Origin of the sequence: Spirulina major PCC 6313 (assembly GCF_001890765.1) — a bacterium.
Lineage (GTDB): Bacteria > Cyanobacteriota > Cyanobacteriia > Cyanobacteriales > Spirulinaceae > Spirulina > Spirulina major.
In genome coordinates this window covers 4893672-4905885 of the sequence record NZ_KV878783.1, presented here as the reverse complement: position 1 = coordinate 4905885, position 12214 = coordinate 4893672, and the positions used below count along the sequence as shown (strand labels likewise).

10 protein-coding genes and 2 tRNA genes are annotated in these 12214 nt (G+C 54.7%); 5 read left to right on the top strand and 7 right to left on the bottom strand.

Going from position 1 to position 12214, the window contains the following annotated elements:
• Positions 1-65: 65 nt before the first annotated feature.
• Entirely contained in the window at positions 66-497 is a 432-nt protein-coding gene (locus tag SPI6313_RS21655; protein ID WP_072622862.1) for a hypothetical protein, read from the top strand.
• Here SPI6313_RS21655 and SPI6313_RS21650 read toward each other — a convergent pair.
• A tRNA-Ile gene (locus SPI6313_RS21650) sits at positions 498-570 on the bottom strand.
• A gap of 133 nt (positions 571-703) precedes the next feature.
• Here SPI6313_RS21650 and SPI6313_RS21645 point away from each other — a divergent pair.
• Together SPI6313_RS21645 and SPI6313_RS21640 are read left to right on the top strand one after the other, a co-directional pair.
• Positions 704-1453 carry a hypothetical protein gene (locus SPI6313_RS21645; RefSeq protein ID WP_072622861.1) on the top strand — a complete coding sequence of 250 codons (750 nt, stop codon included), beginning with the start codon at positions 704-706 and terminating at the stop codon, positions 1451-1453.
• Positions 1454-1480: 27 nt separating this feature from the next.
• Positions 1481-2887 (top strand): hemolysin family protein, encoded by a 1407-nt coding sequence (locus SPI6313_RS21640; RefSeq protein WP_072622860.1) that lies wholly within the window; start codon positions 1481-1483, stop codon positions 2885-2887.
• Between the two features lie 19 nt (positions 2888-2906).
• Here SPI6313_RS21640 and SPI6313_RS21635 read toward each other — a convergent pair whose 3' ends face one another.
• Positions 2907-3596, bottom strand: a complete 690-nt coding sequence (locus tag SPI6313_RS21635; protein WP_072622859.1) for a class I SAM-dependent methyltransferase — start codon at positions 3594-3596, stop codon at positions 2907-2909.
• A 105-nt stretch (positions 3597-3701) separates the two neighbouring features.
• Here SPI6313_RS21635 and SPI6313_RS21630 point away from each other — a divergent pair, with 105 nt between their 5' ends.
• On the top strand, positions 3702-5324 hold the full coding sequence (locus SPI6313_RS21630; RefSeq protein ID WP_072622858.1) for a DUF3352 domain-containing protein: 1623 nt from the start codon (positions 3702-3704) through the stop codon (positions 5322-5324).
• Between the two features lie 11 nt (positions 5325-5335).
• Here SPI6313_RS21630 and SPI6313_RS21625 read toward each other — a convergent pair whose 3' ends face one another.
• The 4 genes from SPI6313_RS21625 to SPI6313_RS21610 all read right to left on the bottom strand — a co-directional run bounded on the left by SPI6313_RS21625 (position 5336) and on the right by SPI6313_RS21610 (position 8697).
• A complete protein-coding gene (locus SPI6313_RS21625) occupies positions 5336-6208 on the bottom strand; it encodes an Npun_R2479 family HD domain-containing metalloprotein (RefSeq protein ID WP_072622857.1) in 873 nt (290 codons plus the stop codon).
• Between the two features lie 198 nt (positions 6209-6406).
• Positions 6407-6874 (bottom strand): translation initiation factor IF-3, encoded by a 468-nt coding sequence (gene infC / locus SPI6313_RS21620; RefSeq protein ID WP_072622856.1) that lies wholly within the window; start codon positions 6872-6874, stop codon positions 6407-6409.
• 1300 nt (positions 6875-8174) lie between these two features.
• A tRNA-Thr gene (locus tag SPI6313_RS21615) sits at positions 8175-8247 on the bottom strand.
• 15 nt (positions 8248-8262) lie between these two features.
• Complete coding sequence (locus SPI6313_RS21610) at positions 8263-8697, bottom strand: hypothetical protein (RefSeq protein WP_072622855.1); 435 nt, start codon at positions 8695-8697, stop codon at positions 8263-8265.
• A gap of 149 nt (positions 8698-8846) precedes the next feature.
• On the opposite strand from SPI6313_RS21610, the gene SPI6313_RS21605 reads away from it, so the two are divergent.
• Positions 8847-10445, top strand: a complete 1599-nt coding sequence (locus SPI6313_RS21605) for an Hsp70 family protein (RefSeq protein WP_072622854.1) — start codon at positions 8847-8849, stop codon at positions 10443-10445.
• Here SPI6313_RS21605 and ggt read toward each other — a convergent pair.
• The gene (ggt, locus tag SPI6313_RS21600; RefSeq protein ID WP_084669154.1) at positions 10442-12190 is read right to left on the bottom strand and encodes a gamma-glutamyltransferase; all 1749 of its coding nucleotides are present in this window, start codon (positions 12188-12190) and stop codon (positions 10442-10444) included. The genes SPI6313_RS21605 and ggt overlap by 4 nt on opposite strands.
• Between the last annotated feature and the right edge of the window lie 24 nt (positions 12191-12214).

Here is a 12214-nt window from a genome sequence, read left to right as displayed (position 1 = left end):
CATCGTCTGGGAATGGCTCAGGTTAGAATTGAACCACTAAAACCCTAAGTTGGAGAAGAACCGTAATGCTAATGCGTCGTTTTGTGGCTGTAACCTGCGGTGTTGTGAGTGGATTGATGGCGATCGCATCCGGTGCGATCGCCCAAGTCGAAGTAACAAACGAATTCCCCGTTCCGCTCGAAACTATTCCTGAAGCCTTTGACAATGGCATCACCTACAGTTCCCAAGATGCCTTCTCGACCACATTCACCATCGGTCGTCAGATTGATTTCCTCACCGGCTTAACTGGGTTTCCTGAAGTAGAAATTAATCGGGATGCTGCGATCGTCCATTCCATGTACGTCGATGTCCTCCGCCAGCAATACAGCAACGGGCCCATCCTCCGCACCCCCGACCTCACCAACCCCTATAATTCCAGTCTCCGCACTGAACCCTCCTTTAGCAATCTTAATCAACCGCTGCCGGGGGGAGAATTTTGGCTCAATCCGATTCGCTAATCCAGGGTACAGGAGTTGAACCTGTCTAGGGCGAATTATGAGTTCGCTGCCTCAACCGCTCGGCCAACCCTGGGAATAATTTCTCTATCATTATATAGAGTGACCCACTCCTTTGCAGACCCAAAATTGGGGCGGGGTGTTTTTCGCCGTATAATGAACCGAATTGTTTTGCGCTAAGGTGGCATGATGATCCCCTGTGTCGAATTATGAAACTGAACTCAACCTTAATGCTCACGCTGGTTTTACTGCTGCTGATGGTGGGAGCAGGCGGGGTTACAGGCTGGTGGGCCTATGTTTTAGGGGATTTAGCCCTACAAGGTGTCAGTCAACCTGATGTCAGTCCGTCCAAAAAACTCACCCAACAACCGAACGAAGCCTCTTCCCCCGACCCAGCGAGTCCAGCCAACACCTCAACGGGAACGCCGCAGACGTTTAATTTTCTCCTTGATGAAAACACCTTAATCAAGCAGGCTCAAGAGGTGATCAATGGGACGAATCAAGTCCCGGAACCGCCGGAAAAGCCAGTGGCGGATGAGGTTGTAAACCCCGACGATGCTGAATCGTCTGCTGAGACTCAACTCATCCGCAACCCTTCTTTTTCCACCATTGAAGGGGAGTCTCAAGGTGTGACATTACAGGTGAGTAATGTATTTCAACAAGATGGTGCGCTGGTTTTAACGGTGAATTTAAAAAATGAAAGTAGTGCGGCGGTGCAGTTTCTCTACAGTTTTTTAGAAGTTCGGGATGAACAGGGGCGTTCCCTGACGGCGATCACCGATGACCTGCCGGGGGAAGTCCCCTCCAATGGGGATTGGTTTACGGGGACGATTCGGATCGCCGATGTCGTTCTCGCTGATGCGCAAACCCTCTCCCTGGCCCTGACCAATTATCCTGACCAAGATTTACAACTCAATCTCACGGGAATTCCGGTGACATCCGAGGCGGCCGTTGAGTGAGGAGGCAATGAGACACACCGTCTCCCTATGAACGTTTTGATGGTTTCAACGTTTGATGCGATCCCGTTGACGGGTCAAGCTCTGGGGCTGCGCCTGGTGTCGGTGGGGCTGCTGATTGCGATTAATGCCTTTTTTGTGACGGCGGAGTTTGCGATTGTTTCGGTGCGGCGATCGCGCATTACCCAACTGGTGGCAGCGGGGGATCTTCAGGCGCGGATGGTGCAGACGCTGCAAAACCGCATGGAACGCCTCCTCTCCACAACCCAGATCGGGATCACCCTCTCCAGTTTGGCCCTAGGGTGGATTGGCGAAGGGACGATCGCTCTCATCCTGCGCACGATGATTCACAATTTGGGGATTCCCTGGTTTAGCCCTTGGTTTCTGTCCCATTCCCTCGCCACGCCGATCGCCTTTTTTGCCCTGGCCTATCTACAAATTGTCCTAGGGGAACTTTGCCCGAAATCCGTGGCGTTGATTTATTCGGAGCAGTTGGCGCGGATGCTCGCGCCGCCGAGTTTAGCGATCGCCCGTTTTTTTAACCCCTTTATTTGGATTCTCAATCAATCGACGCGCTGGCTCCTGCGTCTCGGTGGTGTTGAATATGCGGGCCAAGCCTGGTACAACCGCGTCACCCCAGAAGAATTGCAACTCATCATCACCACCGAGCGAGAATCCACCGGCTTAGAAGTCGAAGAGCGAGAACTCTTGAAAAACGTCTTCGCCTTCGGGGAAGTGACGGCAGCGGAGGTGATGATCCCCCGTACCCAACTGACGGCCATTGATTCCACGGCCACCTTTACCGACCTGATTAATCTTGTCGTCAGCACTGAACATTCCCGCTATCCTCTAACGGGGGATTCCCTCGATGACATTGTGGGGATTATTGATTTTAAAGATCTGGCGATCCCCCTAGCACAAAATCTCCTCGCCCCCGATACCCCAATCCGCCCCTGGGTGAAGCCCGCTCGCTTTGTGGCGGAAGGGATTCCCCTCAATGAGTTATTGACCTTGATGCAGCGATCGCACCTGGAAATGGTGATGGTCATGGATGAATTTGGCGGTACAGCGGGCCTCGTCACCCTCAATGATTTAATCGCGGAAATCATCGGCGATGAACAGATCAGCGATCCCAACGACGAACTGACGATCCACACCATTGACGAACAAACCTCCCTCGTCCCGGCTCAACTAGACCTCGAAGAAGTCAACGAAATGCTGGGGTTAGATCTGCCCCTCACCGATGAATACCAGACCCTGAGCGGTTTTGTCCTCTACCATTTCCAAAAAATCCCCCAAGAGGGCGAAGTGCTCACCTACGACAACCTAGAGTTAACCGTCGTCACCGCTGAAGGCCCCCGCCTCCATACGATCCGGATCTATCGCCACGAACCGGAACCGGCAACCGAGCTAGATAACGATCCATTAGACGATTGAGTTGAGCGGCGGTGATGATTCAGGTGGGCGGTTGGATGATGAGCATTTCGTTGCCGCCTTTTTGGAAATGGTAGGAGACGGGGCAGAGGTGGAGGTGATAGCCCTGAGTCGTGAGGGAGTCATAAACCGTGTCGAAGTGGCGCGATCGCTCCCCCGTGAAATTCTCCACAATCGGGAAAATCCGCACCTCCGCCGCTACCCGCGCCAATTCCACCAACGCCGCCTGATGAAACGCTAGGGAAAGTTGCTCAGAATAGGTAAACAACAAGTGGGACGAGATCGCAAGGGAAAATTGTTGATCTGCAAAGGGGAGCGTCGGTAGTTCCGCCACCTGATACCGCCGGGCAGCTTTCCCCGGAATCAGATCCTCCAGAAAGGTTTGCATGGCGAGGAGGCGGCGATCGCCTAAACTCGTGGGCGTTTCCCCCGGTTGCCAGTTAAATTGATCCCGCGCTTGCTCCATCCCCTGAACAATGATCGGATAGACGGCCTCAATCCGCTGTTCAAGCTGGGCGGGGGAATAGTAATAGATTGGGTCACAGGAAATAATGTGGTGTCCCTGTTCGGTCATTTCGGCGTTAAAACTAGCGGGCCCGCCGGCACAATCAAGAATCACCCCGGCAAGATCTGCGTCAGTGAGGTTAAACATGGCGTGGTAGTCTGCACTAGAGCGCCCCCACGGCACAATTTCTTCGAGTTGAAAAACCATCGGTTTGGAACGAGAGTGAAGGGAATGAAGTTGAGCGCGGCACTGCTTAAGGGTAGCGCAACCTGAAATAATGAAGAGCAGAAGACTGTTAGGGATGAAAAAGCTATGACGTTGCGATCATTTTTTATCGCGCTCCTTACGGCGGTGTTGGTGCTGCTGGCGATCGCCGGGGGAGGCGTGGCCTGGGTGTTGGCCCAAAGCCCGCTAAACCTCAACGATGGCGGCGTGGAGGCGACTCCAACGGCGGCCATGTTCATCCCGAAACAGTCGCCGCTGATGGTGTCGCTGTTGGTGAATCCCACTCGTTTAGAATCCTTGGTGCAGGTGGGGACTCCCTTGGGCGATCGCCCTCGCACCCGCCAAGAACTGGATCGCCTCAAAGCGGGACTCCTCGCCCAGACGGGCCTCAACTATCGCCGCGATATTCAAGGCTGGCTCGGTGACGAAATCACCCTGGCCATCACCTCCCTGGACTACGATCGCAACCCGGATAATGGGGCGCAAATGGGCTATCTGTTGGCCGTGGCGGCCCAGGATGGCGAGCGGGCGCGGGAGTTCTTGCAGATTCTTTATGCCAAAGGGGCGATCGCCGGTGAAGCGGATCTCGTCTTTGAACAATACAAAGGCGTGAACTTGATCTATCGCCAAACTCGCAATGGGCAAGGGGCGAATTTAGCCAGTGCCGTCGTGGGTGATCGCTACGTCCTCTTCGCCAATGATCCCAAAGTCCTCCGCGATGCAATCAACAACGTCCAAGTTCCTACCTTAAACCTTGCCCAAAGCACCGCCTATCAACAAGCCCTCGCCCCGATCAACCGCCCCCGCATCGGCGTCGCCTACCTCAATCTGCTCGCCGTTGCCAAAGCCTTTGACACCGAACCCACCGATCCTATTCCCACCCTCACCTTGGCCTTCGGCCTCAGCCCGGAAGGGTTGATCGCCGATACCGCCGTTGCTGGACTTGCCACTGACCAAGCCCAACCCCCCAGCCTCACCGCCCCCGTCACCGCTCTCCAATACCTCCCCCCCAAAACCAGTTTCACCGCCGCCGGTACAGACCTCCAGCAGTTTTGGGAGCAGATCACCACCAGCCTCGGCACAGACAGCCCCGTCGTGTCTCTCCTCACCACCGCCCTCACCCAATTCAGCCCCGACCTCGATCCCACCGAGGCGATTTTCCCCTGGGTGACGGGGGATTATGCCCTGTCGGTGCTGCCCAATCGGGATTGGGTCTTTGTCACGCGGCAAACGGAGCAAACCCCCGCCGCCCTAGGGGAACTTGACAGCCTCGCCCAAGCCCAAAACCTGACGATCAGCACCGTAAGCATCCAAGACCAACCCGTCACCGCTTGGGCCGAACTCGCCGCCGCCGGGGGCCAGATTACCGCCAAAGTGCAGGGAGCCTACACCACCCTTGACGACTATCTCGTGCTGTCCAATTCCCTGAATGTGGTGAGTAATTTGGTGCGATCGCGCCGTGCCAACCTCACCACCAGCCAGGCGTTTCAGGCAGCGATCGCCCCCCTGCCCACCCCCAACAATGGCCTCCTATATCTCGATTGGCCCCAAGTGCGACCCCTGATCACCGAAAAATTCCCCGTCGTCAAGGTGATTGAAGTGGCTGCCAAACCCATTTTGGAACATGTGCGATCGCTCTCCCTCACCAGCACCGGCCAAGCCGACGGCATCAGCCGCGCCACCCTCCTGTTTAACCTCAGCCTGTTTTAAACCCCAACAAATCACGCCAACGGAAACGAAGGAGCCTTACCCTCCGTCGCCATCGCATGTTCCACCGTGAACACATTTGCATAAAGATTGGCGATAATCTGCTGGCCCTTTTGGGTCAGGGCTAAATATTGCAGAGCATCTTCAATGAAGGGGTACACCGCATGCCAATAAAACTGAGGATAATTTTGCCGCAAATCCGCCGGCGTTTTAAACCCCAGCAGCGCATTCGCTCCCGTCTCCTCAAATTCATAAAACAGCGCGTTAATTTTACGGAGATAGCGCGGGTCACTGAGTTGACCAATCAGATCAGACGCTCGCAGCAAGCCCGGATAATCTGTTGTGCAGCGATGATCATCCTGGTTGGGAACTGGAAAACGAGTCAGTTCGATACTCTGTTTAATCAGCATCGCATCAATGAGGCGATGACCACCAAACCGTTCTTCAATAAATAATTTGCCGCGATCCACATGATACGGAGTGAGGGACGCATCGGAACAGCCCGACGGCAAGTGAACCATTTCGCCATTTTTTCCCGTGGCGTAGAGGCGTTCGAGTTCATTGTCTTGGCGGCAGACTCCTTTGACGTAGCCGATATCATGGCAGGCCAAGGCAATGGAAAAATGGAGCCAATCTTCGCAGGACACCCCCCCTTCGCGGATATGTCGCCCGTGGAGCACTTCTTGCCCCACCAGAGTCACTAAAATAGAATGCTCCACATTGTGGTAGAGTGCGTCACTGTTGGCAATATTTTCCATCGCCATGCTTCCCGCCCAGGTGATAATCTCTGCGTAATCTGGCTTTAAACCACCATACGTGCGTTGATAGGCAGCCCGCAAACGCTTGACAAACTCATCGATCAGAATTTCTGTCGCATTAAAAAACATTCTGAACTAGATCACGGGGCGGAGTGGATGATGCTCACTTCAACTCTAGCAAACAATTGCGGTCTGCACGGCCAAAAACCCTGGGTTGACCTGCGACACAAACCAGAGTGAACCGAACTTGTGATGGGGTTGCACTCTGATTTGTGGGGGGACGTTGACGAATCCCTTCAAAAAATTAGTCTGCGTTCAACCAGACCCTTAGGTGGGTGCAAGTTGGAGGATTAAGCTGCGCCGATCAAAGGATTGAACCGTAGCAGTTTTACTGAGGTCTTCGATAACCCGTTCGAGAAGTTGAGCGGCGCGATCGCGGTGTTGATGTTCCCGGCCTCGTAACCGGACTTGAAATTTAACCGGATTTCCCTTGGCCAGCCATTCCGTGGCCCGGTTAATTCGCACACCATAGTCCGAATCTCCCACATTAGGACGGAGTTTGACCTCTTTCATCGTGGGTTTGGAGGTTTGGCGTTGCCGTTTCTTCTGTTGATATTTATGTTTGCCGTAGTCAATCAGTTTGGCCACGGGGGCTTCTTTATCGGTGGAGACCACCACCAGATCCAGTCCCACTTGTTTCGCCAGTTGCATGGCTTCACTGGTCTCAGTCAAGCCGCGATTATTATTCTCGTGGTCGATCAAAAGCACATGGGTTGATTTGATCTGGTGGTTCATGAGTTGTTTCTTAGCGATAGTCCTTTCCTCCTAAAGTAATTAAGTGTGGTTTTCAAAACTATGCTTACTTCCAGCCTAGCGCAATGTTCAGGGTTTCATCTCACCCGTAATATAGATTTTCAGAGACGGCAGTTCTATCTCACGTCAAAGTCAGGGCCAATCTGACCGACGCTTTCGGGCTGTTTACACAAAAACCATAATCCACCGCGATCGAAACCGCGACCCTTCCAGCCATGCCACGCTCCTCGCCTCCCTCCCTAGATATTATCCATAACCCAAGCACGAGTCTGGATCTGGGAGTCTGGATCTGGTAGACAGTGAGCCAGAGACTCACTGACATCCTCTGGAGTGCGAGCTTCTAGCTCGCTGCCCTGATGAGGGGGATCGAATGCTACCACGACTGTAATCCTCTATAGCAGTAATCCTCTATGGCAGGAGTGAGCCAGAGGCTCACACTACCAATGACTGTCATCCTCTGGAGTGCGAGCTTCTAGCTCGCTGCCCTGATGAGCTCGTTGCCCGGATGAGGGGGATCGAATGCTACCACGACTGTAATCCTCTATAGCAGGAGTGAGCCAGAGGCTCACACTACCAATGACTGTCAACTGTCATCCTCTGGAGTGCGAGCTTCTAGCTCGCTGCCCTGATGAGCTCGCTGCCCGGATGAGCTCGTTGCCCTGATGAGGGGGATCGAATGCTACCACGACTGTAATCCTCTATAGCAGTAATCCTCTATAGCAGGAGTGAGCCAGAGGCTCACACTACCAATGACTGACATCCTCTGGAGTGCGAGCTTCTAGCTCGCTGCCCTGATGAGGGGGATCGAATGCTACCACGACTGTAATCCTCTATAGCAGGAGTGAGCCAGAGGCTCACACTACCAATGACTGACATCCTCTGGAGTGCGAGCTTCTAGCTCGCTGCCCTGATGAGCTCGCTGCCCTGATGAGGGCGATCGCATGCTACCACGACTGTAATCCTCTATAGCAGGAGTGAGCCAGAGGCTCACACTACCAATGACTGACATCCTCTGGAGTGCGAGCTTCTAGCTCGCTGCCCTGATGAGCTCGCTGCCCGGATGAGCTCGTTGCCCTGATGAGGGCGATCGCATGCTACCACGACTGTAATCCTCTATAGCAGGAGTGAGCCAGAGGCTCACACTACCAATGACTGACATCCTCTGGAGTGCGAGCTTCTAGCTCGCTGCCCGGATGAGCTCGCTGCCCTGATGAGCTCGCTGCCCTGATGAGGGCGATCGCATTAGCCCATCACAGCGCAAACTGAATTGGGCTTCAAACTAAGCTAGCAACAGGACTTGAACCCGCAACCGTCTCATTACAAGTGAGGTGCTCTACCAATTGAGCTATGCTAGCGACCAGTTAGATATCTTAACAAGCTGAGTCAGAGATTGCAAACAATTCAAAAATCTGACGGCACACGCTTTTCAGCTTGTCTGTGACATCGGGGTAAGGCAGGTCTTGGCCTTCGATGCGCCAATGGTCAATGGTGGAAAGTCGCCAGGCTTCGCCGCGATGATTAAACGCCGCCACCTCAACTCCGATTAGGCGCTGGACTTGGGTGTCTAGATCGCAGTGAAAGCGCACTTGGACGAGGATGCTGCGACCTTGGAGGCGGGGACTCCAGCCGGGGAAATGGAAGCCGAGATCAATGGAGTCGGGGTCTACCCATTCTTGGGTGTCGGGGTCGCTCCGCCAGGGGGTGAGGTCGGCTTTCGCGTCGGGGAATGTGGTTTTGAATATGTTGGCGATCGCTGCAATTTTGCTCGTCAGTTGTAGGTTATGGGCTTGTTCTGCCGCATTCACGAGCCATCCTCCTCTCGATTAACACGGGTTTAAGCATTGGTTATACCGTACTTTTTCAAAATGTAACAAATCTTCGCCGCTAAAAAAGTACGATGGGGTTTGGGCCATGGCGTATGATGCCCCTCAAAGTCTTGTACTAGCAAACGGTCATGATTGTTGCGATTGATTTGGGAACGAGCAATACGGCTATTGCTCGCCTCTCAGCCACCACGAAGCAAGGGGAATTGGTGACATTGCCCCCGCTGACTCAGCAGTTTTTACAAAATCCGCCCTTGGTTCCCAGTCTCCTCTATGTGGAACAGGGGGCAACGGGGCAGGTGTTGGTGGGTCAGCAGGTGTGCGATCGCGGCTTAGATGTGCGCAATGATCCACGTTTTTTTCGGCGGTTTAAACGGGGAATTGGGGCGGAGGTGCAGGGATTTTTACCAGAACTCGATGGTAAAACGATCACCTTTGAACAGGCGGGCACTTGGTTTTTGACGCAGATTTTGACGCAACTCCAAGCCCAAGAGCCGATTGAATCCCTGGTGCTCACGGTTCCGGTGGATAGTTTTGAATCCTATCGCCGTTGGTTAACCGATGTGTGTCAAGAATTGCAGATTCCCCAGGTGCGGCTGTTGGATGAACCGACGGCGGCGGCCTTGGGCTATGCCAGTTTTGGAACAAAAACGGTGCTGGTGGTGGATTTTGGTGGCGGGACGGTGGATTTTTCCCTGGTGGATTTGCAGCCGGAGGAGAAAAGTGCCGGGAAAAAACCCTTGGGATTTATTTTGAAATGGGGTGATCAATTGCTGGGCGATCGCACCACCCAACGGGTCAAAACTGCCCAAGTCCTCGCCAAAGCCGGGCAAAATCTCGGCGGTTCAGATCTTGATGATTGGCTGGTTGATCACTTCGCCACCACCCAAAATCTTCCTAAATCTACCCTCACCACCCGCCTCGCCGAACGGTTAAAAATTCGCCTCTCCAGTCAAAAAACCGCCGAAGAAGCCTATTTCGACGATGAAACCCTTGACAGCTACAGCCTCAAACTGACGCGGGCGAAATTTGAGGAAATTTTAACGGAACGGGGCTTTTTTGAGCAGTTGGATGAGTTGATGACCCAAGTCTTGCAGCAGGGGCGATCGCAAGGGGTCGATTGGGAGGATATCGGCGCGGTGCTATTGGTGGGCGGCACGACACAACTCCCAGCGGTACAGGACTGGATCGGAAGGTATGTGGAGCGCGACAAGATTCGGGCAGAGAATCCCTTTGGAGCGATCGCCCTCGGTGCGCTGCAACTGGCCCAAGGTTTTGAACTGAAAGACTTTCTCTATCACAGCTACGGCATCCGCTATTGGCATCGCCGCGACAAACGCCACGCCTGGCATCCGATCATCCCCGCTGGCCAGCCCTACCCCATGGCCGAACCGATTGAACTCCTGTTAGGGGCATCGGTGGAAAATCAGCCCAGCGTCGAATTGATCATCGGCGAGTTGGGGACCCAAACCAGCAGCACCGAGGTGTATTTTGATGGCGATCGCCTCGTCACTCGCAACATCGAGAGCGGCGATGTGGCCGTTAAACCCTTGAACGATCGCGACGGAGCCAGGACGATCGCTATCCTGTCCCCGGCGGGTGTGCCGGGGCGCGATCGCCTCAAACTTCTCTTTTCCGTCGATGCTCAACGCCGCCTCCGGCTCACGGTGGAAGATTTACTCACCCAAACAACATTATTACAAGCTGCGATCGTGGCGGAATTGTCCTAATATCCCAAGGTTAAGGCATCGGGTTTGCGGGGGTCGGAGGCTCCGGTGATGCGATCGCCCTCGATCAAGATACTCTGCACACTGCCCGCTGCATATTGAGGCTGCACATCATGGCCCATCAGACGGAGGAGGGCGATCGTATCAGGGCTGATCCCCTCTTCTACATAAAGCTGATCCGGGAGCCATTGGTGATGGATGCGGGGGGCGGCACTGGCTTCCGCGATGTTCATGCCGTGGTCGATCACGTTCAGAATCATTTGCAACACGATGGTAATGATCCGACTGCCCCCCGGACTGCCCGTGATTAAAACAGGCTTGCCGTCCCGCATCACCAGCGTCGGACTCATGGAACTGAGCATCCGTTTTCCCGGTGCGATCGCATTCGCCTCCCCTCCGATCAAGCCGTAGGCGTTGGGAACTCCCGGTTTAGCCGAAAAATCATCCATCTCATTATTGAGCAAAATGCCTGTACCGGGGACGGTGATGCCGCTGCCGTAACTGAAGTTGAGGGTGTAGGTGTTGGCGACGGCATTGCCAAAGCGATCGACGATCGCATAGTGGGTGGTTTCGTCGCTTTCGGGGGGGATGGGGTTGCCGGGCTTGATCGTGTTGCTGGGGGTGGCGCGATCGCGGTTAATTTGGGCGCGGAGTTCGGCGGCGTAGGCTCGTGAAGTTAAGCCCGCTACGGGCACATCCACAAAATCCGGATCACCGAGATATTGGGCGCGATCGCTATAGGCCCGCTTCATCGCCTCGGCCATCAGGTGAATGGTTTTTGCGCTGTTATGTCCCCAGCGATCCAGGGGAAAGGGTTCGAGGATGTTGAGCAGTTGGATCAGATGCACGCCCCCGGAACTGGGGGGCGGCATCGAATAGACCTGATAACCGTGGTAATTGCCCTGGACAGGTTCACGCAGAGCCGGGCGATAGGCAGCGAGATCGGCTTGGGTGATTAAGCCGCCATTATTGGCCATTTCCGAGGCGATCGCCTCGGCAATCTCCCCCTGATAAAACGCCCCAATTCCTTGATCGGCGATCTGTTGCAAACTGCGGGCGAGATCGGGCTGTTTAAGGATTTCCCCGACCCGGTAGGGCGTGCCGTCGTCGTGGTAGAAAATGGCACGGGTGGCGGGGTTGGCAGTGAGGCGATCGCGCCCTTGCCATAATGATTCGTACAGATCTTGGGACACGGGAAACCCATCAGTAGCGAGGGCGATCGCCGGTTGGAGTGCATCAGCAAGGGCGATCGTGCCATAGGTTTCCAACGCCTGCGCTAACCCGGCCACCGTCCCCGGCACACCCACGGCCAAATGACTAAACCGCGATTTTTGCGGGTCGGCGTTCCCGTCTGCGTCCAGAAACATATCCCGTGTGGCCGCTTGGGGTGCTGTTTCTCGGTAATCGATCGCTACCGTCTCATCCATTGCCGCCTGATGGAGCACCATAAACCCCCCGCCGCCCAAATTCCCCGCCCGTGGCAAGGTCACCGCCAACACAAACCCCACCGTTACCGCTGCATCAATGGCGTTGCCGCCCTGTTTTAACACCGCGAGTCCGGCCTCGGTGGCGAGGGCTTCTTGAGTGGCCACCATGCCCTGCTCGGCAAGCACAGGATGGGTGCGATCGCTGTAGTCAAAAATCGGGGTGAACGACTGCGATCGCATCGGCCCACCGCTCAACGCCACCCACAGCGCCACCACAACCCCAATCACGCCCCACCGTACCGTTTTATTACCCATCATCATGAATCCCTAACTGATGTCCCTGCT

Coding starts and splice junctions, on each gene's coding strand:
- SPI6313_RS21655 (WP_072622862.1), top strand. CDS start 66: ATGCTAATGCGTCGTTTTGTGGCTGTAACCTGCGGTGTTGTGAGTGGA.
- SPI6313_RS21645 (WP_072622861.1), top strand. CDS start 704: ATGAAACTGAACTCAACCTTAATGCTCACGCTGGTTTTACTGCTGCTG.
- SPI6313_RS21640 (WP_072622860.1), top strand. CDS start 1,481: ATGAACGTTTTGATGGTTTCAACGTTTGATGCGATCCCGTTGACGGGT.
- SPI6313_RS21635 (WP_072622859.1), bottom strand. CDS start 3,596: ATGGTTTTTCAACTCGAAGAAATTGTGCCGTGGGGGCGCTCTAGTGCA.
- SPI6313_RS21630 (WP_072622858.1), top strand. CDS start 3,702: ATGACGTTGCGATCATTTTTTATCGCGCTCCTTACGGCGGTGTTGGTG.
- SPI6313_RS21625 (WP_072622857.1), bottom strand. CDS start 6,208: ATGTTTTTTAATGCGACAGAAATTCTGATCGATGAGTTTGTCAAGCGT.
- infC (WP_072622856.1), bottom strand. CDS start 6,874: ATGAACCACCAGATCAAATCAACCCATGTGCTTTTGATCGACCACGAG.
- SPI6313_RS21605 (WP_072622854.1), top strand. CDS start 8,847: ATGATTGTTGCGATTGATTTGGGAACGAGCAATACGGCTATTGCTCGC.
- ggt (WP_084669154.1), bottom strand. CDS start 12,190: ATGATGATGGGTAATAAAACGGTACGGTGGGGCGTGATTGGGGTTGTG.